The 22955-nt window shown below is 64.3% G+C and carries 24 protein-coding genes; 3 read left to right on the top strand and 21 right to left on the bottom strand.

Translation table 11 applies throughout. The features are described from left to right. Nucleotides 1-6: 6 nt before the first annotated feature. Genes ACOWVD_RS00285 through ACOWVD_RS00260 form a run of 6 tightly spaced genes read right to left on the bottom strand, consistent with a single transcriptional unit; the run spans nt 7 to nt 7211 of the window. Nucleotides 7-1119: an alkylhydroperoxidase domain protein gene (locus ACOWVD_RS00285; protein ID WP_015378422.1), complete on the bottom strand. Its 1113-nt coding sequence runs from the start codon at nt 1117-1119 to the stop codon at nt 7-9. Beyond that, on the bottom strand, nt 1116-2159 hold the full coding sequence (locus ACOWVD_RS00280; RefSeq protein WP_075685215.1) for a putative FMN-dependent luciferase-like monooxygenase: 1044 nt from the start codon (nt 2157-2159) through the stop codon (nt 1116-1118). Before ACOWVD_RS00280 ends, ACOWVD_RS00285 begins: the two co-directional genes overlap by 4 nt. Beyond that, the gene (locus ACOWVD_RS00275) at nt 2156-3814 is read right to left on the bottom strand and encodes a dipeptide ABC transporter ATP-binding protein (RefSeq protein ID WP_421105363.1); all 1659 of its coding nucleotides are present in this window, start codon (nt 3812-3814) and stop codon (nt 2156-2158) included. The genes ACOWVD_RS00280 and ACOWVD_RS00275 overlap by 4 nt, the downstream gene beginning before the upstream one ends. Then, a complete protein-coding gene (locus ACOWVD_RS00270) occupies nt 3811-4701 on the bottom strand; it encodes an ABC transporter permease (RefSeq protein WP_049242395.1) in 891 nt (296 codons plus the stop codon). The genes ACOWVD_RS00275 and ACOWVD_RS00270 overlap by 4 nt, the downstream gene beginning before the upstream one ends. Further along, nucleotides 4698-5642 (bottom strand): ABC transporter permease, encoded by a 945-nt coding sequence (locus ACOWVD_RS00265; protein WP_049242396.1) that lies wholly within the window; start codon nt 5640-5642, stop codon nt 4698-4700. Before ACOWVD_RS00265 ends, ACOWVD_RS00270 begins: the two co-directional genes overlap by 4 nt. 9 nt (nt 5643-5651) lie before the next feature. Beyond that, the gene (locus ACOWVD_RS00260; RefSeq protein ID WP_228009830.1) at nt 5652-7211 is read right to left on the bottom strand and encodes a TIGR04028 family ABC transporter substrate-binding protein; all 1560 of its coding nucleotides are present in this window, start codon (nt 7209-7211) and stop codon (nt 5652-5654) included. 241 nt (nt 7212-7452) lie between these two features. Between ACOWVD_RS00260 and ACOWVD_RS00255 the strand changes: the two genes are divergently transcribed. Continuing rightward, nucleotides 7453-7695, top strand: coding sequence for a hypothetical protein (locus tag ACOWVD_RS00255; protein WP_004940831.1), 243 nt, complete (start codon nt 7453-7455; stop codon nt 7693-7695). Nucleotides 7696-7708: 13 nt separating this feature from the next. Here ACOWVD_RS00255 and ACOWVD_RS00250 read toward each other — a convergent pair whose 3' ends face one another. Further along, nucleotides 7709-8338: a serine-tRNA(Ala) deacylase AlaX gene (locus ACOWVD_RS00250; RefSeq protein ID WP_044032028.1), complete on the bottom strand. Its 630-nt coding sequence runs from the start codon at nt 8336-8338 to the stop codon at nt 7709-7711. 86 nt (nt 8339-8424) lie between these two features. Between ACOWVD_RS00250 and ACOWVD_RS00245 the strand changes: the two genes are divergently transcribed. Next, nucleotides 8425-9360: a LysR family transcriptional regulator gene (locus ACOWVD_RS00245; RefSeq protein ID WP_421105362.1), complete on the top strand. Its 936-nt coding sequence runs from the start codon at nt 8425-8427 to the stop codon at nt 9358-9360. Here ACOWVD_RS00245 and alkB read toward each other — a convergent pair. Continuing rightward, nucleotides 9343-9990, bottom strand: a complete 648-nt coding sequence (gene alkB / locus ACOWVD_RS00240; protein WP_197763416.1) for a DNA oxidative demethylase AlkB — start codon at nt 9988-9990, stop codon at nt 9343-9345. The genes ACOWVD_RS00245 and alkB overlap by 18 nt on opposite strands. A 139-nt stretch (nt 9991-10129) precedes the next feature. On the opposite strand from alkB, the gene rarD reads away from it, so the two are divergent. Then, nucleotides 10130-11008, top strand: coding sequence for an EamA family transporter RarD (gene rarD, locus ACOWVD_RS00235; RefSeq protein ID WP_197799986.1), 879 nt, complete (start codon nt 10130-10132; stop codon nt 11006-11008). Nucleotide 11009: 1 nt separating this feature from the next. On the opposite strand, the gene dhbA is transcribed toward rarD, so the two are convergent. The 13 genes from dhbA to citC all read right to left on the bottom strand — a co-directional run bounded on the left by dhbA (nt 11010) and on the right by citC (nt 22823). Next, nucleotides 11010-11768, bottom strand: a complete 759-nt coding sequence (gene dhbA, locus ACOWVD_RS00230) for a 2,3-dihydro-2,3-dihydroxybenzoate dehydrogenase (protein WP_421105361.1) — start codon at nt 11766-11768, stop codon at nt 11010-11012. A 100-nt stretch (nt 11769-11868) separates the two neighbouring features. Continuing rightward, complete coding sequence (locus ACOWVD_RS00225) at nt 11869-13059, bottom strand: isochorismate synthase (RefSeq protein WP_164095679.1); 1191 nt, start codon at nt 13057-13059, stop codon at nt 11869-11871. A gap of 189 nt (nt 13060-13248) precedes the next feature. Then, on the bottom strand, nt 13249-13983 hold the full coding sequence (locus ACOWVD_RS00220) for a 4'-phosphopantetheinyl transferase family protein (protein ID WP_197842715.1): 735 nt from the start codon (nt 13981-13983) through the stop codon (nt 13249-13251). Further along, nucleotides 13976-14347 (bottom strand): DUF86 domain-containing protein, encoded by a 372-nt coding sequence (locus ACOWVD_RS00215; RefSeq protein ID WP_049242408.1) that lies wholly within the window; start codon nt 14345-14347, stop codon nt 13976-13978. The genes ACOWVD_RS00220 and ACOWVD_RS00215 overlap by 8 nt, the downstream gene beginning before the upstream one ends. After that, the gene (locus ACOWVD_RS00210; protein WP_049242409.1) at nt 14344-14634 is read right to left on the bottom strand and encodes a nucleotidyltransferase family protein; all 291 of its coding nucleotides are present in this window, start codon (nt 14632-14634) and stop codon (nt 14344-14346) included. Before ACOWVD_RS00210 ends, ACOWVD_RS00215 begins: the two co-directional genes overlap by 4 nt. 119 nt (nt 14635-14753) lie before the next feature. Beyond that, the gene (gene agp / locus ACOWVD_RS00205) at nt 14754-15983 is read right to left on the bottom strand and encodes a bifunctional glucose-1-phosphatase/inositol phosphatase (RefSeq protein ID WP_176062935.1); all 1230 of its coding nucleotides are present in this window, start codon (nt 15981-15983) and stop codon (nt 14754-14756) included. 146 nt (nt 15984-16129) lie between these two features. Continuing rightward, nucleotides 16130-17593, bottom strand: a complete 1464-nt coding sequence (locus ACOWVD_RS00200; protein WP_004940821.1) for an anion permease — start codon at nt 17591-17593, stop codon at nt 16130-16132. 25 nt (nt 17594-17618) lie between these two features. Next, the gene (gene citG, locus ACOWVD_RS00195) at nt 17619-18503 is read right to left on the bottom strand and encodes a triphosphoribosyl-dephospho-CoA synthase CitG (protein ID WP_049242413.1); all 885 of its coding nucleotides are present in this window, start codon (nt 18501-18503) and stop codon (nt 17619-17621) included. Then, nucleotides 18484-19032 carry a citrate lyase holo-[acyl-carrier protein] synthase gene (gene citX, locus ACOWVD_RS00190; RefSeq protein WP_421105360.1) on the bottom strand — a complete coding sequence of 183 codons (549 nt, stop codon included), beginning with the start codon at nt 19030-19032 and terminating at the stop codon, nt 18484-18486. Before citX ends, citG begins: the two co-directional genes overlap by 20 nt. Before the next feature lie 3 nt (nt 19033-19035). After that, nucleotides 19036-20541, bottom strand: coding sequence for a citrate lyase subunit alpha (gene citF / locus ACOWVD_RS00185; RefSeq protein ID WP_076740670.1), 1506 nt, complete (start codon nt 20539-20541; stop codon nt 19036-19038). Beyond that, nucleotides 20541-21461 (bottom strand): citrate (pro-3S)-lyase subunit beta, encoded by a 921-nt coding sequence (gene citE, locus ACOWVD_RS00180; protein WP_049242419.1) that lies wholly within the window; start codon nt 21459-21461, stop codon nt 20541-20543. The genes citF and citE overlap by 1 nt, the downstream gene beginning before the upstream one ends. Then, on the bottom strand, nt 21445-21753 hold the full coding sequence (gene citD, locus ACOWVD_RS00175) for a citrate lyase acyl carrier protein (RefSeq protein ID WP_004940811.1): 309 nt from the start codon (nt 21751-21753) through the stop codon (nt 21445-21447). Before citD ends, citE begins: the two co-directional genes overlap by 17 nt. Next, nucleotides 21753-22823 carry a [citrate (pro-3S)-lyase] ligase gene (gene citC, locus ACOWVD_RS00170; protein WP_028127715.1) on the bottom strand — a complete coding sequence of 357 codons (1071 nt, stop codon included), beginning with the start codon at nt 22821-22823 and terminating at the stop codon, nt 21753-21755. Before citC ends, citD begins: the two co-directional genes overlap by 1 nt. Between the last annotated feature and the right edge of the window lie 132 nt (nt 22824-22955).

Raw genomic sequence — 22955 nt, 5'->3', positions numbered from 1 at the left:
CAGAGATCAGAGATAAGGTTCGCCCAGCGTCAACATCAACCGGTTGGCCCAGGCGAAAAACGCCGTCGCCTGCACCAAATCCAACAGCGCCAGCTCATCCAGGCCCTGAGCGCGCAACGCCGCCAGTTGCCCGGCGTCAGCCTGCGGCGGCGTGGCGGATAGCGCGGCGGCAAAGGTTATCTGCGCTTGCCAGGCGTCATCCTGCCCCTGGCTCAACGCGCCGCCCGGCGCCACCGCCAGCAACCGATCTATCTCGGCTTCGCGCTTCGACAGCTGCGCCGCCTTGCGCGCATGCACCGAGGCGCAGTAGATGCAGCCGTTCACCTTGCTGGCGACCGTCGCCGCCAACTCGCGATCCTGCCGCGACAGCCCGCCGGAGGTATAAAAAATCGCCCGGTCCGCCAGCGTGCGTTGTTCCAGCACCGGATGGTTGCGCGCCAACAGGCGGAAGTAATCGGAATCGGCGTGGCCAAACCGCTCTAACAACGCCCGGCCGGCGTCATCGAATTCCGCCAACGGCTTGGCGGCGATCCACGGCTCCCACCCCAGTTCTTGCCGGGTAAACGCCGGCGGCGCGTGACGGCCGCCTCGCGTCGCGCTCTCCGTTCGCCAGCGGCCGGCCGTTACCGGCTGATGCGCCGCAGCGTCGTCCGTCTTGCCGCCCAACAACCGGTAGCCCCGCAGCAAGCGGCTTTGGAAACTGACAAAGGCGATTAACTGCGACAATGTGACGATGGCGTCCAGCGACCAGCCGGCCTGCCGCAGCGCCTGCAAGTGCTGGGCGTTGGCGTTGGCCGGTTGAAACGCCAAACGTTCTGCATGCGCCAACGCCGCCGGCAGCCGCTCGTCTTCCGGCGCGTCGCCCTGACGTTCCAGCAGAGCAGCGTAATGCGCGGCCAAGCGCGGCTCGCCATGCCATTCACTGATGCGCTGAGCCAACCGCAGCCGCTGCGCCAGCGGGAAATCGCCGGCGTCCGCAGGCGCAAACAGCGCCAGATAGCTGGACTGAACGGCATCGGTCGCCGCCTGCCGGGTGGCTCTGGCCTGCGCCAGCGTGGAATCCGGCGCAATCTCGGCCAGTTCGGCCAGCAGATCGACCTGGTGCGGTAATGTCGTCATAGCTTTTCCTCAACGTGATATTCATAAGCAACGGCGGGCATGCCGCGCCGCCAGCCCAGTTCAGGGGCCACGTGGCGGGCGATAAGATCGATAGAACGCAGAATATGGGCGTGCGGCGGGTCGATGGAGTGCACCTGAAACGCCAGATCGGTGACGCGCGCCAGCGCCCTGTCCCGTTGCAGCGAGGCTATTACCTGATCTGGCGTGCCCAAGTGCACGTCGAAAGCGCGGATCAGGCCGTCGAGCGACGTATCGGCCAACCGGTGGCCGCTGGCGCGCATCCGCTCCAGCCCACGGCTCAACCCGGCCGTGGCGAAGTCGCGTGCCTGCTGGCCGTTCTCGCTGACAAACGCAGTGCGCGACCCCATGATGCGCGGCGCCACCCCTGGCGGCAGCGCCGCCAGATAAGCGTCAATGATCGGATTCTGCAGTTCGTCCAGCGGCAGGTCAGGCGCGTCCGCCGGGCGCGGCTGCGTGCGCGACAGCATCAGACCGTCACCGGCGCGGCCGGCCCGTTCGCCCCCTTCCACCGAGAACGTGGCCTGCCAGACGCGCTGCGCCAGCTGCGGCGCCGCCGGGTACAGCCGGTTGTCTTCGCCGCCCAACGCCTCTCCGCGCCAGGCGCTCAGCAACGTGCGCAAATTCTCGGCGAATGCCGTGTTGCGCTGCCCGGCGTCGAGACCGAAAGCGGCGAAAGAAGACGGCGTGCCGCCGCCGGCCACGCCCACCTCCAGTCTGCCGTCGGACAACAGATCCAGTACCGCAGTGTCTTCCGCCACCCGCAGCGCCGACTCCATCGGCAACGTGATCACCCCGGTGCCCAGCCGGATACGGCGGGTGCGTGCCGCCGCCTGCGCCAAAAACACCAGCGGTGATGGCAGACCGCCCTCATCGGCATGAAAGTGGTGCTGCGCCACCCAGGCGGTGTCGAACCCGGCTCGTTCGGCGTGCACGATCTGTTCGGTCGCCAGCCGGTAGCGCTCCTGCGCGCTGCCCTGATCCAGCAATCGGGTGAAGAAACCGAGTCTTTTTCCGCTCATATCGCCTCCTCGAATTTTGGCTGTCCGGCATGCGATGCGCGGCCGGGAATGGCGGCGATCAATTGGCGGGTGTAATCGCTCCCCGGCATGGCGAACAACTCGGCGGTGGCGCCGCCGTCTACCCGTTCACCGCGGTGCAATACCGAAACGCTGTGCGAAATCCGCCGCACCGTCGCCAGATCGTGAGAAATAAACAGGTAGGTCAGGTCCCGCTCCTGCTGCAACTCTTGCAACAAATGCAGGATCTGCGACTGCACCGTGACGTCGAGCGCCGACGTGGCCTCATCCAATACCAATATTTGCGGTTGCAGCACCAGCGCGCGGGCAATCGCCACCCGCTGACGCTGGCCGCCGGACAGTTCGTGCGGCCTGCGGTTCAGCAAATCGGGCGGCAGCGCGACCCGTTCGAACAGCTCACGCACCCGCCGATCTCGCTCCGGTTTGCCGATCGGCGCGAAATTCAGCAGCGGTTCTTCAATCACCCGATAAAGAGTCTGTTTGGGATCGAGCGAGCCGAACGGATTCTGATAAACCAGCTGAATGCGCTGCCGAAACTGACGCAGCGCTTCGCCCCTGAGACCGATAACATTGACGCCGTCGATCAGGACCTGCCCGGCATCCGGCCGCTCGAAGCCCAGCAGGCAACGCGCCAGCGTGCTTTTGCCCGACCCGGACTCTCCCACCAACGCATGGGTGGTGCCGCGCGGCACGCTGAATGACACGCGATCCAGCGCGCGGAACCCCTGGCCGCCGGACAGCCGAAAATCCTTAACCAGCGCCTGAACCACGATCGCCGGCGGCTGCCCGCTGCGTTTCGGCGGCGGCGCAACGGCGCCGCTCAATGAAGGCGCATCGGCTAACAGTTTACGGGTGTATGCGCTGGCAGGCGCGCGCAGCACCTCGGCGGTAGCCCCCTGTTCCTGCACCCGGCCGTGGCGGAACACCAGCAACTGATCGGCGCGTTCCGCCGCCACGCCCAAATCGTGCGTCACCAGCAGCACTGCAGTGCCGAATTCGCGCCGCAGCTCGTCGATCAGATCGAGAATGCGTTTTTGCACCGTCACGTCCAGCGCGCTGCTCGGTTCGTCGGCAATGATCAACGCCGGCTGCAGCGCAATGGCGATGGCGATCAATACCCGCTGCTTCATGCCGCCGGAAAGTTGATGCGGAAACTGGCGCGCCCGCAGTTCCGGGTGCGTCAGCCCTACGCGGGTCAGCAGTTCCGTCACCCGCTGTTGTACCTGCCCGCGCGGCAACCGGCGGTGAATATTGACGATCTCCGCCACCTGCTCGCCGATGGTTTTTACCGGGTTGAGCGAGCTGGCGGGATCTTGCGGGATCAGGCTGATTTGCGCCCCTCTCACCGCATCCAGCCGCCGCGATGACCAGCCGGCGATATCGGTGCCGTGCAGCCGGATGGCGCCCTGTTCAAGGTGGCCGTTGTCGGCCAGCAAGCCGATGATCGCCTGCGCCGTGGTGGTTTTGCCGGAACCGGATTCGCCAACCAGCGCCACCACTTCCCCCGGCTCAATCGTGAACGACACCTCATGCACCACCCTTCGCCTGCCATCGTTGCCCTGATAGGCGATGGAAACCTTGTCCAGTGCCAGTACCGGCGGCCGCGCCGCCCGTTGCCATGCCGCTTGCATGCTCATCGCGCTTTTCCTCCCAGCGAACGGCTGATGCGGTTAGCCGCCAACACCACCGCCACCACCACCATGCCCGGGAAGGTGGTCAGCCACCAGGCGGTGGAAATGTAGTTGCGCCCTTCGGCGATCAGCAGCCCCCATTCCGGGGTTGGCGGCGGAGTGCCGTAACCGAGGAAGCTCAGGGTGGCGATCGCCAGGATCGCACTGCCGAACTGCAGCGCCGAGAAGGCGATCACCGAAGTCAGCGAGTTCGGCAGGATATGCCGCCACAGCACCGCCCAAAAGCTGCCGCCGCTGCCGTAAGCCGCTTCAACGTAATCGCTGTGCCGCACTCGCACCACTTCCGCCCGTGCCAGACGGGCAAAGTTGGCAACCGAAGTGACGCCCACGGCGATGGCGGCGTTGACCGTACCGAAACCAAGCAGGATGATAATGCTCAGCGACAGCAGCAGGCCGGGGATCGACAGCAGCACATCGACGACGCGCATCACCGCGTCGTCCGCCACGCCGCCCAACGCGCCGGCGATCAGGCCGAGCGCGGTGCCGAACACCAACCCCAGCGCCACCGCCACTACCGCGCCGGCCAGGGTTTGCGACGCGCCGTACACCATGCGCGCATACAGGTCGCGTCCCAGTTGATCGGTGCCAAGCCAATGCTCACCGCCGGGCGTCAGTCGCTGCGCGCCGGCAATGCCTTCGGTGCCGCTGTAGGCGGTAAACAGCTGCGGCGCCAACGCCCACAGCACCACCAGCGCAATGACCGCCCAGGCCAGCAAAAGCGTCAGGGGGACACGGCGGCGGCTCGAACGACTGGCGGGCAGCGCGCCTTCACTTTCAGCGCCGGACAGATCGCGCTCCGGAACCGTGGCTTTTTCAAAGGAGATACTGCTCATAGGGATGCTCCTGCCTGGGTTTTCAGCCGCGGATCCAGCAGCGGGAACAGCAGATCCACCAGCAAGTTGATGATGACGAAAGCGGCGGCCGAGATCAGCACTATCGCCTGCAGCACCGCCACGTCCTGATTGACCACCGCTTGCTGGGTCAATTGCCCCAGGCCGCTGCGGCCAAACACGGTTTCGGTGATCAGCGCCCCGGCGATCAGTTCGCCGAACAGCATGCCGGCGATGGTCAGCGCCGGCAGCATGGCGTTGCGCGCCACATGCCGCCACAGCACCCCGCTGCGGCTGGCGCCCTTGGCCCGCGCCACCGCGACGAACGGCTGGGTTTGCACCGCATCGATGCTGCGGATCAGAATTTGCGCCAGCGGCGCGGAGATCGGCAGCGCCAGCGTCGCGATCGGCAAAATCACCCCCTGCCACTCGCCGGGGTTAATGATCGGGATCAGCTTCAGGCGGAACGAAAAGAGCTGAATCAGCACAATGCCCAGCCAGAAGGTGGGCACTGAAACGAACAGCGACGGCAGCATCTGCAGCGCCGAACGCAGCCAGCCGAAGCCGGTCAGGTTGGAAACAAAAGCGATAATCAGCGCCAGCAGCAACGCCACCGCAAAGCCCAGCACCGCCAACTGCAGCGTGGCGGGCAGATTAGCCGCCAGCAGCGCGGTAACCGGCACCCCGGCCTGCATTGAGAAGCCCAGATCGCCATGCAGCACGCTGCCCAGGGTATGCAGATACTGCCGCCACAGGGGGGCATCCGCGCCATAGGCCGCGCGCATGTCGGCGATCTGCGCCGGACTCAGCCCCATGTCCGGGTTCTGGAATTTGATCAGGATCGCATCGCCCGGCAGCACCTGCAGCAGGATGAACGACAGGGTAAAGGCCGCCCACAGCACCAATGCCGCCTGCCCGATGCGCCCCGCCAGATATCGCTTCATTGCGCCCCCTTAATGTTTCTCTAACCAGGCGCCGTAGAAGCTCGGGCGACCGACCGCTTCGAAACTCACCCCCTTCAAATAAGGCGCACCAGCGAACACCTGCGGCTCCTCAAAAAACGGGATCACGTAGGCCTGGTCAATCAGGTAGTTTTGCGCCTCGCCGGCGATCTGCAGGCGTTGTTGCGCATCAACCTCGGAGGCAATGCCGAGCAGCAGGGCATTCAGCTTGTCATCGCTAAAGTTGCTGTTGCTGCTGGTGCCGCCCTTCTGCAGCAGCCCGTCGCGGTTGGTTGGGTAAAACTGACTTTTAATCACGTCCGGATCGGCGCGCCCCACCTCCACCACCGTCGCCGGGGTTTTCTGTGGGTCGAGATTATCCGCCACCCGGCTGCCGGCGTCGCCCGCCAGAATGTTCAGCCGCGCGCCGACTTTCCCCCACTGCTGAGAAACCAGCTGCAACACCGCCTTGTTCTGCGGCTGCGGCAACGATTCATACACCGTCAGCACCAGCTTCTTGCCGTCCTTTTCCCGCAGCCCGTCGCCGCCCTTTTTCCAACCCGCTTCATCCAACAGCCGGTTGGCCTGCTGCGGGTCAAATTTCAGCTTGTCGGACAGATCGACAAAGCCGGCGGCCGAGGAGGCGATCACCGATTTGGCCTGCGGGTAGTTGGCGGAGAACAGCGTATCGACGATCTGCTTGCTGTCGGTGGCATGCAGCAGCGCTTGACGCACGCGCAGATCGGCCACCAACGGGTTATTCGGCCGGAAAGCGATGCTGTCGTTGACGCCGCGCGTCGGTGCGGCATAAATGATAAAGCCCTGATCCTGCGTTTGCTTCTCGTCATAGGCCTGGATCTGGCGGATAAAATCCGCCTGCCCGGCCTGCAGCGCACCGATGCGCACGCTGTCCTCGCCGGTGACGATCACTTTGATGCCGTCCAGATTGGCTCGCCCTTGTTGGGGCGATTTGACCGGCCCCCAGTCATAATCCTTACGGGCGCTAAGCTCGACCTCACGCCCCAGCGTTTCGCCGCTGACCACAAACGGACCGGAACCGATGATATGGCGCGCATCGCCCAGTTCGTCGTAGCTGCGGTTCAGCGTGCTGAGCGATACCAACCCGGAGCCGATAGTGGCGGTGCCCTGCAGGAAACCCGGCGACGATCGCGTGAAATGGAATTTAACCGTCAGCGGATCCACCACTTCACTGCGCTGGTAGTTATTGATCACCTCGGAAACCGGCAGGCGTTTCTCCTTGTTGCCCAGCCCGTAGGTGTCGAAGTTCTTCGCCACCGCGTTGGCGTCCAGTGGCGTGCCGTCGGAGAAAGTCACGCCGGGGCGCAGCTTGAAAGTGTATTCGGTTTTGTCGGCGTTGCTGCTCCAGGACTCGGCGATCCAGGGTTCAATCTCCAGCGTCTTGGGGTTCTGGTAAGTCAGCTTGTCGGTGATCTGATTGAGAATACCGCCGTTGGGGTAAAACCCGCCGGAAGGCGGATAAAGATTGGTGTGCGCCTGTTGTTCGAGGTAGATCAGCGTGCCGCCCTGCACCGCCGCCAACGCCGGGCTCATCGCCGCCGCCCCTCCTAACGCCACCGCTATTCCACCGGTTAATACCTTGAAAGAAAACTTAAACATTAGTGCCGCACCCATATTATTTCTGAAAGTTATGGGTTAGATAACAAACCAAATCGGCGGGGAATTGAACGAACTAATTTCGCTAACCAATGGTGTAAATCGCACAAGACGCGTCGCTTGGCGGCGAATGCAATCTGTTATAAAGTATCAAAACCTCAGCCAAAGGAAGACGACGATGAAAATCCAGCTGTCGCTGTTATTTCTCAGCCTGCTGGCCGGCAAGGCCGCAGCGTTTCAGTCGAAAGTGCCCGAACCGCGCCCGGAGCAGGCGCGGGTGGCGGAACAAAACATCGAAAATCTGTTTTACGGCTTTCACGCCATGGACGCCCAGCCGGTGAGCATCGGCAGCTGCGCGGCGGTGCCGGTGGCGGGGTGCCAATGCGCATTCTGCACCCAGCTGCGGCAGGCCGGGCGCTGAGCCGCCCCCTTATTCAACCCAGCTCATATTGCACGTTCAATTGCCCTTTCTTCATCTTTAGGCCGGTAATCGCGATCGCGCCCACCTCGCCCAGCGCGGCGACATGGGTGCCGCCACAGCCGTAGGCGGGCAGCTCGCCGAAGCCGACCTGGCGCAGGCCGTCCACCGCCTGCTGGCGGCGCGGCAGATCGGCGGCGATCAAACGCATCAGCTCCTCCTGCAAAAAGTCCGCTTCTATCGTCTGTGCATCCGGTCCCGGCGCGAAAGTGATGCGCCCTTCCCCCGGCCAATGATGCGCCTTGACCGGCCGCCAGCCCCGGGTTTCGCCCAACCAGCCGATCAGATGCCCAGCGGAGTGCCAGCGGGCGTGCAGCCGACGCTGCGCTTCATCGATTTGCATCGTAACCGGCCCGTTCGGCAGCGGCGCGGCGGTAAAGTGCACCACGGTATCCCCCTGCTGCTGCACCCGCAGCACGGTAACGCCGCCTAACGCCCCCACATCGGAAGGTTGGCCGCCGCCCTGCGGGTGGAACAGCGTGGCGTCCAGTTCCACGGCGTAAGCGCCCGCCTCGGCCGGCGCACAGCTCAACACCCGCGCCTGGCCCTGTAAATCGTCGCTGTAGTAATAACGTCGCTCGGTCATCATTTTTTCTCCTCGGTTCGGAGAGCCATTATATTCATGCCATAATCGGAGGATAATCCGCCGCCATCACAATGGACTTTTGCGTCATGAGCACAAATCTTTCTTACGCGCTGTTGGCCGAAATGGCCGTTTTCGTTCAGGTGGTAGAGAGCGGCAGCTTTTCCGCCGCCGCCCGCAAGCTGGGCGCTTCGCCTTCCGCCGTCAGCCGCAGCGTGGCGAAGCTCGAACAGGCGCTGACGCTGCAGCTGCTGCACCGCACCACCCGCAAACTGCGGCTGAGCGAAAGCGGCGAAGAGGTGTTTGCGCACTGCCGCACCCTGCTGGCGGCGGCCGACGCGGTCATGGCGATCGGCGGGCGCGGCGCCGCGGAGCCCGAAGGGCTGGTCAGCGTCAGCGTACCCAAAGCGGTGGGCCGCTTCGTGCTGCATCCGCACATGCCGGAGTTCCTGCGCCGCTACCCGAAGGTGGACGTGAGACTGCGGCTGGAAGATCGCTACATGGATTTGATAGACGATCGGGTCGATCTGGCGCTGCGCATTACCGATCGCCCCTCGCCCGGGTTGATCGGCCGCCAGTTGATGAGAATAGACCATCTGCTGTGCGCCACGCCGCACTACCTGGCGCAGCACGGCGCACCGCAGCATCCGCACGATCTGGCGGCGCACAGCTGCATCTATCTGGGGGAAACGCCGAGCGACGCGCAATGGAAATTCCGCCGCAGCGGCAAAACGGTGACGGTCAACGTGCGCGGCCGCTACGCCGCCAACCACACCGGCGTGCGGCTGGAGGCGGTGAAACAGCATATCGGCATCGGCAGCCTGCCGTACTTTACCGCCCGCCAGGCGCTCGACGACGGCGAGATCGTGCAGGTGTTGCCGGAATGGGATTTTCTCAGCAGCTATCACGGCGGCCTGTGGTTGCTCTACGCGCCCAACCAGTATCTGCCGCCCAAACTGCGGGTGTTTATCGACTATCTCGTCGCCTGCCTGGCGCAGGAGCCGCAGCTAAAGCGCCTTGCGTAGCGTGATGTTGATGCGGTGCGGCCCCACCAGCGAGTGGTAGCCTTCCTTGACCGGCAGGATGCCGTGAAAACAGAGCCGAGATGGGCCGCCCCACACCACCACATCGCCGTGCGCCAGCGGAATGCGCCGCGCCCGGTCGCTGCGCTGCAGGCCACCGAACTGAAACACCGCCGGCAGCCCGAGCGACACCGAGACGATCGGCGCGCCGAAGTCGTGCTCGTCTTTATCCTGATGCAGCGACAGCTTGCTGCCCGGATCGTAACGGTTCATCAGGCAGGAATCCGGCACGAAGGGGCCGAAGCCCGCCTGCTGCGCAGCTTCGTCCGCCAGCGCCATCAGGATCGGCGGAATGGCCGGCCAGCGTTTGCCGCTGCGCGCGTCGCGTTCCGAATAGCGGTAGCCCCGGCTGTCGCTGGTCCAGCCGTTGCCGCACCAGCTCATCGCCACCGACATCACGTGCCCGCCGGGGGTGGTCAGATGCCGCCACGGCACCTGCGCCACCACGCCCTGCACCGCCGCCAGCAGTGCCGGCCCGTGATCGCGCACGAAGCCGTGCATCACCACCGCGCCGGGGGCGATCTCTTCGCGCCACGGCGGCGGCAGCACGTCTTCAAAAAGATCGATTGTCATCGCCAAAACCTGTATGAATACACAGTATCCATTGTAACCCGCCGCCGCCGATTGTCCAGCGCCCGGCGGCGCCATTGTTGTTGGCGGCAAATTTCTCTACAGTAGCCGCCATAAAATCAATCACTCACCAGGAATGCGTGTGATTAAGGGCATCACTCTTTCAGTCGTCGCCTCCATCTTGTTCGGCGCGATGTATTACTTCACCTCTACCCTCACCCCGCTGAACGGCGAGCAGGTCTACGGCTGGCGCACGCTGCTGACGCTGCCGTTCCTGACGCTGTTCATGGCGCTGTCCGGCGATTGGCGCAAGGTGGGCGACACGCTGGCCTGGATCGGCCAACGGCCGCCGCGTCTGCTGGGCCTGCTGCTCACCTCGGCGCTGCTGGGGGTGCAGCTGTGGCTGTTCCTGTGGGCGCCGCTGCACGGCAAGGCGCTCGACGTATCGCTCGGTTATTTTCTGCTGCCGCTGACGATGGTGCTGGTGGGCCGTTTGATTTACCGAGATCGGCTGTCGCTGCTGCAAAAACTGGCGGTGGCATGCGCCATGGTGGGGGTGGGCAATGAGCTGTATCAGGCGGGTGGCGTGTCGTGGCCGACGCTGGTGGTGGCGCTGGGTTATCCGCTCTACTTTATTTTGCGGCGGCGTTTCGGCACCGACAATCTCGGCGGGCTGTGGTGCGAGCTGGCGTTGATGCTGCCGGCTGCGGCCTGGTTCGCCTTCGGCGACGGTGGCGCCGCGGCGTTGCAGATCAATACCGAGCTGTATTGGCGCATTCCGCTGCTCGGCGTCATCAGCGCCGTGGCATTGGTGTGCTACATCCTCGCCAGCCGCCTGCTGCCGTTCAGCCTGTTCGGCCTGCTGAGCTATGTGGAACCGGTGCTGCTGGTGATCGTCGCGCTGCTGCTCGGCGAGAGCATCAGCCAAAGCGAATGGCCAACCTATCTGGCGATCTGGCTGGCGGTGCTGCTGCTGACGGCGGAAGGCGCGCAGCACCTGCTGCGCCGCCAGCGGGTCTGACTCAGGCGGCCAGCGTGGCGCCGCCGTCGATCACGATATCCTGCATGGTGATGTGGCTGGCCAAGTCGGAGGCCAGGAACAACACCGCGTTGGCGATCTCGTCCGGGCGGGCGATTTTACCCAGCGGGATCCCCAGTTTGAACAGCTCGGGGAAGCCGTCGATGGTGCGCTGCTGTGCATCGTCGGTCTGCCACATGCCGCGCTGCATCGGCGTGTCGGTCGAGCCCGGCGACACCAGATTGCAGCGCACGCCGAACGGCGCCATCTCCAGCCCCACGCAGTGGTTCAGGCTGGTCAGCGCCGCCTTGGAGGCGCAGTAGGCCGCCATCTGCGCGCGCGGCACGTGCGCGGCGTTGGAGCCGATGCTGACGATCGCCCCGCTGCGTTGCGCCTTGAAGTGCGGCAGCACGGCGCGGAACAGGTAAAACGCCCCCGAGGCGTTGACGTTGATGCACTGGTGCCAGTCATCCACGCTCAGATCTTCGGTATTGCCCATGCGCAAAATGCCGGCGGCGTTGACCAACACGTCCAGTCGCGGGTTTTCCGCCAGCTGTTGGCGGCACACCGCCTCCACCTGCTCCGGCCGGCTGATGTCCAGCGTCACGCAAGGGTAAGGCAGAGCCGGGTTGGCGAACTCGCGGTCAAACCCCACCACCTCGGCGCCCTGCGTCAAAAAATGCCGGGCGATCTGCTCGCCGATGCCGCGCGCCGCGCCGGTCACCCACACGCGTTTGCCGGTGAAATCCATCTGAATGCTCATGCGCGCACCGCCATCCGGGCGCACAGCCGGGTCATGTTGTTGTTCATCGTTGTCTCCTGCGAAAAGCATATGATGCGGCGTGCTGCGCCGCAAAGTGGCCCTACAGCGCGCCGCTGTTCAGGCCGAAAGCGTTGAGCATGGTGCCCAGTTTGGCGGCGGTTTCCATCCACTCGGACTGCGGCGTCGAGGCGGCGACGATCCCCGCGCCGGCGAACAGCCGCACCCGATTGCCGCGCAGCAGGCCGCTGCGGATGACGATCGCCCACTCGCCGTCGCCGTTGGCGTCGCACCAGCCGACGATGCCGCTGAACAGGCCGCGATCGTGCGGCTCCAGATCGGCGATCAGCTGGCGGGCGCTCTCGGTCGGGAAGCCGCACAGCGCCGGCGTCGGATGCAGCAGGCAGGCCAGCTGCATCACGTTGAGCGCCGGATTCAGCAACTCGCCGCGAATGCGGGTGGACAGGTGCCACATGGTGCCGGTGCTGAGCAGCGACGGGCCGCTCGGTACGCTCAGGCTGGCGCACAGCGGCGCCAGGCGCCGACGAATGTCGTCGATCACCAGTTTGTGTTCGTATTTGTCTTTGGTCGAGCGCATCAGGCGCTCGCTGCCGAGGCGATCCTGCCGCGCATCGTCCTGACGGCGCGCCGACCCCGCCAGCGGATTGGTGTGGATTTCGCCGCCCTGCTTGCGGATCAGCAGCTCCGGGCTGGCGCCGAGCAGCACGCCGCCATCGGCCAGCGGCAGGGAGAAGTGGTATCCGGTCGGGTTCTGCACCATCAGGTTATTGAGGATGTGGTGGCCCGCCACCGGCTGCTCCAGCTCGATCTCAAGGATGCGCGACAGCACCGCCTTGTCCAGCTTGCCTTGTTTGAAGCGGCTGACCGCTTCCGCCACCGCGTGCTTGAAGCGCGGCTCGTCCGGAATGCTGGTGCAGGCGACCAGGCGATGCGGCTGTTGCAGCATCGGGCGCGCGGCGCGGGTAAAGCTGTCGTTGGCGACAAACTGGCAGTTTTCAGGCACGTACAGGCTGGAAGGCCGGCGCGTATCGAACGGAATGGCGCCCACCACCACCGGCGCCGCCTGACCGGCGGCTTTGGCGCGCGCCAACGCCTGGCGGATATGCTGCGCCAGCGCGCTGTCTTCCTGCTCGCCGCCGAACGCCGGCGTCTCAATGCGCTCGAACACGCCGCTGGCGGAGAGGGAACGGAATTCTGACCGGTACAAAAAGGTCGATTGTTCGGCGTACGCAAACCCGGGGAAGGTTTGGTTTTCTGTCGTCAGTGTCGCCACAAGACCACTCCTTTGTTGCGCCTCACCAATGATAATGTTTATGCGAATAGTTATCATTAGCTGTAAAGGGATGGTAAATTACACCGGTTCCCCACCGTGGGTCAATCTCCGATGAATGAATCTTTCCGCCCGCTGCGTCAAATCCGCGTTACGGCACAAAAAGAAATAACACATTGTTATTATTGTGTTTTAGCAAAAAATAAAGGTCGTGACGTCGTCACCTTCACGCCAAAAATGCCCGCTGAACCGGCGCCCGGCGGCGCAATGCGGCGTCAATGTCTTAAGCAGCTCTAATACGAACGTCTGCCGCTGCACATCCACGGCCGTCATGCGCGCATCAAGAAAATCGAAGTAACAACGCACCTGCGGATACAGCGCCTTAAACAGGCTCTCTTTGGCGGAAAACGTCAGCGTCAGCAGCGCGTTGAACGGCAGCGTTTCGCCCAGCAACGCCTCGCGCTCCGCCGGTGAAACGATCGCGCTCCACAGCTCCTCCGCCCGCTCGTCAGACAGCAGCGTCTCCACGTCCAGCCCAACGCCGCCCAGCCCGCTCTCGCGGTGCACGGCGCACAGCGCGGTATGCGAATTATGGCTCAACGCCCCGGCAATGCCCGGCGGCCACTGCGGCGCGCGGTCTTCGCCGCGCGCCAGGGTGAAGTCGGCGAAACCGAGCGGCGCCAACAGCTGGCGCGCCAGAACACGCCCGGCCAGATACTCCGCACGGCGTTTCGGCACCGCGCGCGCCAGATGGTTCGGCAGCGCAAAGCCCGCCTCAGAAAAACTGTCGTCGCGGTAATCCGCCAGCGCAAACTGGCAGCGCGCCACCTGGCCCGGATAGCCGTTCGGCGTGAAAAAGTCGATATTGCGGATAAAAGTGGGTAGCCGGCAGGAACCAGAGTCACTGCCCAAAGAAAGCTTAATCACCGTCGTTTAACTTCTCAGCATCCTGGCGTACCGCCACCAGCTGTATAAGCAGTTCCGGCAACGCCGTTTGCACCGTCGCCCAGACCACTTCAAGGTTGATATCAAAATAACCGTGCGCAATGCGATTACGCATGCCGCGCATGTTTCGCCAGGGGATTTCAGGATGGCGTTGCGTAAACGCGGGGCTGCCATCCATGATTTTCGTCACGGCTTCACCGATGATAATCAGGCTCATAATGACCGCCTGCTGAGTGCGTTTATCTTCGATAAAATCTGCCGCCGTCAAGCCATCAACGAAATCGCAGGCATCCTGCGCCGCCTGTTGCATGTGACTCAGATAATCGACCAACCGCGCATCTTTCATACCGGCTGGGCCTCCGCCAAAACCTGCTGGCGAAAGGCCGGCGGTAAATCGAGCGGCGTCAGCAGATCCACCTGTATGCCCAGCAGCGCTTCCAGTTCCGACTGCAGCCCTCCCAGATCAAACAACGTGGCGCCCGGCAACGCATCGACCAACAGATCCAAATCACTGCCCTCACGATCGGTGCCATGCAGCACCGAGCCGAAAATACGCGGATTAGCCGCAGGGAACAGCCCAACCGTTTCTCGGATCGCCTGGCGATGCTCTGCAAGAACAATGGATGGCCGCATGGTTTTCTCTCCCCGTTACACCTAACGAAATGCTAGGTGATCGGTTGAGGGGATTCAAGCACAATCCCCCGGCAGCCGCACCTGCGCCTCTCCCCCGCGGTCGGAAGAGAGGCTCAGTATTACAAGATGCCCTTCATGGTCTTTTCGAAATCGCTCCAGGCACAGAAACCGTCTTTATCGATCGGGCAGCCTTTCAGCGCCAGCGTCACGCGCTGCGGCGGGGTTTGCAGCGTCAGCGGCGTCGCCTTGCGCAGCTGTTCGGTGGACTGATAGACGTACTCGATCTTCAGCAATTCACGGCTGTTCTGCGCGTCGCGCCAGCGCTGGAACACCAGTTTGCCGCCGATCGGCGTTTTCTCGTACTGCTGCGGCAGCTGATACGGCTGGAACTGCATGGCCGACAGCAACGAGGCGATATTGGAATCGTGGCCGACCAGCACCGTCAGCTTCGGCGCGTCCGGTTTACGCTCGCCGAGCAACGCGTTGTTGATGTAGGTCAGCAGCGGCTTGGCGACGTTTTGCGCCACCACCGGCGAGGTGAACAGCGAATCCTGATAGCCGTCTTTCAACTGCGCCAGCTGCTTCCACTGCTGCGGAGTGACGATTTTGCCCCAGGCCACCTCTTTCATCGGGAAACCTTCGTAGTACTGCAGCATAAAGGCATCCACCAGCGAGTTGCCCACCCGCAGCGGGCCGGAGACGCCCGGCTCTTTGCCCGGCACCGCGCTCATCACGCTGGCTTCTTTGGTCAGATCGCAGTGTTTGTCGGTCTTGCAGGCGGCGGAATCCTTGTAGTCGATGAGCTTCGCCAGCTGTTGGTAAGAGGCGTCCAGCTTCAGCGATCCCAGCGCGGCGTTCATCGCCGCCAGCGCCTGCTGGTTGAAGGCTTCGCTGGTGTCGGTGATGATCGGGTTGAAAGTCGGATCCATCTCGCCCATCTTGTCCTGATGGTGCACGCTGACGTCGCAGCCCGGGAACGCGCCGTTGCTGAAGAACTGCGCGGTGGCCACCGTGCGCTGCAGGCTGTTGGCGTAGACGTACACGCTGCCGGCTGTCGGGCAGCCCTCTTGCGGCAACAGGCCGGTCTGCTTCAGCCAGGCGTTGAAGTAGTGCCCCATGTACACTTCCAGCACCCCGCCCTTGGTGGTCAGCTGGCCGCCCGGCGTTTCCCAGGCCGGCCAGGCCTTCGGCGTGGACTGCGCCAGCACGCTGCCGTTGTTGGCCAGCGGCGCGCGCAGGTTATGGCGGCTCATCACCAGCACCTGTTCCAGTTGATAACCGCCGGCGTCCGCCAGCGCGTTCCCGGTGAATAACAAGGGCAGGCACAGCAATAACGTTTTTTTTCTCATCCGCAGAGGCTCCCGGAAAATGATTATTTTTAAGGTGTTAGCGTTTGCCTGAGTATGATGGCGGGGTTAGTGTGACAAGTGTGTGACAGGGTTCACGGGAAAAGATCGTACCAGCGGCCACCGGGCGGCGGCCGCTGTGCGTCAACTCAGTACCACAGGCTCATGATCGGCCAGCCGATCAGCAGCAGCGCGGCGATGTACACCACGCCGAGAATGCCGCCCAGGCGCCAGTAGTCTTTCGATTTCACGTAGCCGCAGCCATAGATGATCACCCCCGGCCCGGTGGCGTACGGCGTCAGCACGCCCATGATGCCGATCGACAGCACCAGCAGCATCGACAGCTGCTCCATCGGCACGCCCGGCAACCCTTTGCCGACCGCCAGGATCACCGGCAGCATGGTGGCGGTGTGCGCCGACAGGCTGGCGAACAGATAGTGGGCAAAGTAGAACACCAGCACCAGCGCCACCACCGTCATGTTCGGCGAGAAGCCGTCCAGATGGGTGCTCATGGTCTGGGCGAACCAGTCGATAAAGCCGGAGCGCGTCAGGCCGTTGGCCATCACCACCAGCGTCGCCAGGTTAACCAGCGTATTCCAGGCGCTGGAATATTTGGTGATTTCTTTCCACGACACCACGTGCAGCGCCAGCATCAGCGACACCGCCAACAGGCACACCGCGGTGGCGTCCAGCATTTTGCCGCCGAACACCCACAGGCACAGGCTGAGCAGCACCAGGCCGATAAGCGTGTATTCCTTGCGCGTCAGCTTGCCCATTTCCCCCAGCGCGGTATCCGCCCAGGCGGCCACTTCGCTGCTGTGGGTCACGCCCGGCTTGTACAGATAGTAGGAGATCAGCGGCGCGATGATCAGCAGCAGCAGGCCGACCGGCAGGAACGCCAGGAACCACTGCATCCAGCTGATGTGCACCCCGGCGATCTTGCCGACGAACTCGATGCCCAGCACGTTCGGCGCGGCGCCGGTGACGAACATCGAGGAGCTGATGCTGGTGCCGACCACCATCATCCACATCAGGTAACCGCCGATGCGGCGCGAGGAGGGATCGTTAGGGAAAGAGTCGAACAGCGGCGGCAGGTTTTTCACCACCGGGAACACCGTGCCGCCGGTGCGCGCGGTGTTGGACGGCGTGAACGGCGCCAGCAGGATATCGATGATCACCACCGCATAGCCCAGCGTCAGCGTGCGCTTGCCCATGAACTTCACCAGGAACAGCGCGATGCGCCGCCCCAGCCCGGTGGCCTCGTAGCCCAGCGCGAAGATAAAGGCGCCGAACACCAGCCAGACGGTGGTGCTGGAGAAGCCCGCCAGCCCCCATTTCAGCGCCTCTTTACCGGCCTTGAAGCCCGGCTCCGCCAGTTCCTGCGCGCCGAACAGCACCCAGTTGGCGCTGAGCACGCTGACGGTCACCGCGATAAAGCTGATGGCGGTGGCCGGGATCGGCTCCAGAATCATGCCGACGATCATCGCCACGAAGATGGCGAAGTAGTGCCAGGCCTGCGGCGGCATGCCGTCGGGCACCGGTATCAATAACAGGATCGCGAGCACCGCCAGCGGCGCTATCGCTTTCCAGATCTTTTCCTGGGTTTGGGACATAGGGACTCTCCTGAAGGCTTGGTTATTATTCTTGGGCACCCAGCTGCGCCAGCAGCCAGGTCACTATCAACAGGTCGGCGCTGCCGCCGGGGCTGAGGTTGCGGGCGATGCAGTCGGCATCGAAGCGCCGCAGGCGTGCCAGGCCCGCCTCCCCGGCCGAACCGCCCTGCGCCAGCAGCAACGCCGCCCGGCGCCGTAGCCAACGCAGTCCGTGCATGCCGCCGCGCGAGGCGACGTTGGTGTCACCGTTGTGGGCCATCAGCCACAGCAGACTGTCCAGCAGCGCCCGCTGTTCGTCGCCGTCGGCGGCCAACCGTTGCCGATACAGCGGCAGCGCGCCGTCCAGCACCAGCCGAAAACCGGCCTCCGCCTCGCCGCGCGCGCCGCTGAGGCCGTAGGCAGCGAACAGCCGCTGACCGGCGGTCTGCCCGGCGTTGTTGCGCCGCAGCTCGCGGTCCACCAGCCCCCGACACATCGCCGCCGTTTCGGCGCACAGCGCCGCTGCGCCGATGGCGCGCCCCTGCTGCTGCAGGCGGCCAAAGGCGGCGCACAGCAACCCGAGCGAGAACACGCTGCCCTTGTGGGTGTTAATGCCGCCGGTGGCGCGAAACATCTGGTTTTCGCAGGCCAGGCCGAGCGGCCGCAGCCGCGCCAGCTGCTGCACTGCCGGCAGAGCCGCGTCTTCGCGCCCGCGCTGGATAAAGCGCGGCAGCCACACGCCGATAGCGCGGGCGCTGCGGTAGAAATGCCCGAGATCCATATCGCGGTGGGCGCCGGTGTTATGGCGATCCACCAGCCCCGGCTTGGGCGTGAGGTTGACTTCCACCAGCAGCGCGCGAAAGGCAGCGCGGGCGAAGTCGCAGGCCGGTTCGGCACGGGGGGCGGGCAGATTAATCGGCAGAGAGCGCATCGTTGAACATCCTTTCCATTTCATGCAGCAGCTGCTCGCTGCTATGCCGCCGCTGGCGGGCGCAGATCTTGGCCGGTTGGCCACACAGCAGGCAGCGCCGTTCCGACATGCCGATATCGCGGCGCGACAAAATGCGCCCCTGCGTATCCAGCACGTCGATGTCCCACAGCCGGCCGATCGGGCGGCTCACCTCCAGCTGCATGGCGCAATCTTTCACCCGCTGGGCGTCGGCGCGCAGCGCCACAAACCCTTCGCAGCCGGTGGCGAGCGCCAGCGCTTCGGCCTGCGGGCTGGGCCAGCCCTGTTCGGCGCACAGCCGCAGCAGCGCCGCCCAGCCGAGGTTGAAGATGCCGCGCGTCAGCGCGCTGTCCTTCACCGGGCCGGGGACGACCAGCGTCAGCACCAGCAGCGTGCACTGGTGATGCGCCAGCCACGCCTGCTGGCGCGCCTGGCGGCATTCACGGCTGGTGAGCAGCTCCGGCAGGCTGACCGCGCGTTCGGCGGCCAGTTGAGGATCGACGGCGGCCATCGGTTACTCCGCCACCTGATGCACCACGTCGATCACCGAACCGTCGCGGTAGCGCACCACCGCCACCACCTTGTCGGTAAAGGCGATCGGCTGCGGTTCGCCGGTCAGCTGCAGCGCGCGGGCGCGCAGCCAGTCGATGCTCACCACCTCGAGCCCGGCCTCCCGCAGGCGCTGCGCCAGCTCCGGCCGCGCCGGGTTGACGGCGATGCCGTGGTCGGTCACCAGAATGTCGATGCTGGAGCCCGGCGTGACGCAGGTGGTAACCTGCTCCACCAGCGTCGGGATGCGCCCGCGCACCAGCGGCGCGACGATGATCGCCAGCCGCGCGGCGGCGGCGGTGTCGCAGTGGCCGCCGGACGCGCCGCGCAGCACGCCGTCGGAGCCGGTCAGCACGTTAACGTTGAAGCCGGTGTCGATTTCCAGCGCGCTCAGCACCACCACGTCGAGCCGATCGACCGAGGCGCCCTTGGAGCTGAAGTTGGCGTACTGGTTGGCGCTGATTTCGATATGGCGCGGGTTGCGCGCCAGCGAGGTCGCCGCCGCCCGATCGAAGCTCTGCACGTCCAGCAGCTTGCCGATCAGCCCTTTCTCATGCAGATCCACCATGGTCGAGGTGATGCCGCCGAGGGCGAACGCGGCGCGAATGCCGCGGGCGCGCATCTTGTCCTCCAGGAACCGGGTCACCGCCAGCGAGGCGCCGCCTGTGCCGGTTTGCAGCGAAAACCCTTCGGTGAAGTAGCCGGAACCGGCGATCACCTCGGCGGCGCGGCGGGCGATCAGCAGCTCGCGCGGGTTCGAGGTCATGCGCGTGGCGTCAGCGCCGATCTTGTCGGCATCGCCCACCCGCTCCAGCTGCACGATCAGATCCACCCGATCCTGCGCCAGGCTGGCGGGATGATGCGGATACGGCACCAGCTGCTCGGTCAGCAGCACCACGGTGCCCGCCGCCTCGGCGTCCACCCGCGCATAGCCGAGCGAGCCGCAGCAGGCTTCACCGCTGTAGCCGTTGGCGTTGCCGAACTCATCGCAGGCCGGCACGCCGAGGAAGGCCACGTCTATCTGCAGCTCGCCGGATTCGATCAGGTTGACCCGGCCGCCGTGCGAGTGAATTTGCACCGGCTCCGCCAGCAGCCCGCGCGATACGGCGTCCGCCAGCGGGCCGCGCAGCCCGGAGGTGTAAATGCGGCTCACCACGCCGTGGCGGATATGCTCAACCAACGGCGCATGGCAGTCGGTCAGCGAGCTGGAGGCCAGCGTCAGGTTGCGGAACCCCATCGCCGCCAGCGTCTCCATCACCTGATTGAGCGTCAAATCACCACCGCGAAACGCATGGTGGAAGGAGATGGTCATGCCGTCCTGCAGTCCGCTGCGGCGCACCGCTTCCTGCAAGGAGTCGCACAGCTTGAGATCGCGCGGTTTGCGCGCCTGCAGGTTGGCTTTGGACACGTCCTGATAGCCCGGCAGATCCGCCGGGTTGGCGAAGGTCATCAATCGTTGTTGGCGGTTCATCATGCTTCCTCCCCGTGCTGCGCCGGTTCTTCCCGTAAGCCGGACAGCGCGGCGCGCTCCAGCACCAGCCGGGCGCGTTCAATCACCGGGCTGTCGACCATTTTTCCGTTCAGCGACACCACGCCGCGCCCCTCCCGCTCCGCCGCTTCGGCGGCGTCCACCACCCGCTGCGCGTGCGCCACCTCTTTGGCGGTCGGCGCGTACAGGTTGTGCAGCAGCTCAATTTGGCGCGGGTTGATCAGCGATTTGCCGTCGAAGCCGAGCTGTTTGATCAGCGCCGCCTCCTGCAGGAAACCGGCCTCGTTGTTGGCGTCGGAGTAGACGGTGTCGAACGCCTGAATGCCGGCGGCGCGCGCCGCCTGCAGCAGCGAGCAGCGGGCGAACAGCAGCTCGATGCCTTCCGGCGAGCGTTCGGTGCGCAGATTGCGTACATAGTCTTCCGCCCCCAGCGCGATGCCGATAAGACGCGGCGAAGCGTGCGCGATCGCCACCGCGTTGGTGATGCCCTGCGCCGATTCGATCGCCGCCAGCAGCCCGGTACTGCCGACCGGCCGGCCGCAGGCCGCTTCGATGGCGGCAATCTCGCGCTCCATGTCGATAACGTCCTGCGCGCTGTCGGTCTTCGGCAGGCGCACGATGTCCGCGCCGCCGCGCACCACCGCCTGCAGGTCCGCCAGGCCGTAGACGGAGTCGAGCGCATTGACGCGCACGATGGTTTCCACCTCCTGGTACAGCGGGTGCTGCAGCGCGTGGTACACCAGCCGGCGCGCCGCGTCTTTTTCACGCAGGATCACCGAGTCTTCCAGATCGAACATCAGCGCATCGGCCTGATAGATAAAGGCGTTGCTGACCATCGCCGCGTTGGCGCCGGGGACGAACAACATGCTGCGGCGCAGCCGGGTTTTATTCAGCGTTTTCATCTTTCGCCTCCCACGGCAGTTGGCCACCCTCGCAGGCGCGCATCAGCGCGGTTTCCAGCCGGGCGCGCAGCACGCAGTCCAGCGCCCCTTTGTCGTCGACGATCACCTGCACCGGTTCCACCTCATAACGCTGCAGCACTTCCAGCAGGGTGCGACGGATCGCCGCGCCGAACTGTTTTTCCACGCTGCTGGCGATCAGCAGATCGTGCTGCGGCCCCTCGGCGGGCGCGATGCGCACCATGACATCGCTGGATTCCAGCGTGCCGGCCATTGCTTCTCGGATAATTTTCATCATTCACCTGATTGTGCGGACTCAAAAGGATGCGGGGCCGCCTTGGCCCGGCGCTGCGTTTGCAGATCCTGCAGGTAGTACAGGGTGTCCGGCGGCACCAGCGGCGCGGCAGCGTGGAAGTCCCCCGCCGCCAGCAGCTTGCGCACCCAGGAGGCGGAGATCGCCGTGCCCTGATATTGCAAACGCTCGATTTCCACCAGCGCGATCGGCGGGCTGGGCAGCGCCGGCGTTTCCAGCCAGTAGCGCATGTCGCGGTTGTATTTCGCGGTCACCGCGCAGAACGGCTCGTTGCCGACGAAGCGGTGGGTAATGCCCAGCGCGGGCGCCAGATACTGGCGGAAGATCTTCAGATCGATTTCGGTGTAACAGTCGTCGGCCACGCCCTGGTCCTTGATGAAGTAACAGGGGAAGGTGGCGCGCGAGATCACGTACTGCGAGCCTTCGTGTACCGTGAGGTTGGGGATATCGGCGGTGCCGGCCAGCACCAGCCGGCGCCGGTCTTCATAGCTGAAGCGCGAGGTGTTTTCCTTCACCAGAAACAGGTGCAGCCAGTCGCAGCGTTTGGCCGCCTGACGCACCAGATACTGATGCCCGCGAGTGAAGGGGTTGGCGTTCATCACGATGCTGCCGATGGTCTCGCCCGGCCGGCGCTGGCTCGCCAGCTGGGCGGCGTAGCGCTTCAGGCGGCACGGGCTGTTTTCCATCAGCACCACGATGCCCGGCACGGTGGCGATCGGGTAGAAACCGCACTGGCGGAACAGCGGCTCGTTCTGCACCTTTGTGTAGATAAACAGCTGGGTGTGATGGCGCTCATAGGCCAGGTTCACCAGCTCGGTCGCCAGCGCCAGCGCCAAGCCTTCGCCGCGCATCAGCGGGCTGATGGCGACGCATTTGATAATATTGTCGGCGATGCCGCCGCAGGCGACCAATTTGTCGTGCTGGGTAACGGTAATAAATATTTCAACCGTGGTATCGATATTCAGATCGTTACTGCGCAAGAAGGCGCTTATTTCTGAAATCGCTTTATGATCCGATCGCTTTACCCGATTAAATACGGCATCGCCTAACATAACACGCTCTCTGGGTTAACTGGCAAACAACAAATGAAATACAAAAAGGCATTTTAATTAACATCAGAAATGGCAATTAAAACCTTAAAAACCATAAAGATAAAATCACCCTCTCGTTCAATAAGCCCATGG

Origin of the sequence: Serratia sp. SA088 (assembly GCF_049065515.1) — a bacterium.
GTDB lineage: Bacteria > Pseudomonadota > Gammaproteobacteria > Enterobacterales > Enterobacteriaceae > Serratia > Serratia nematodiphila.
This window is presented reverse-complemented; position numbering and strand designations above follow the sequence as displayed.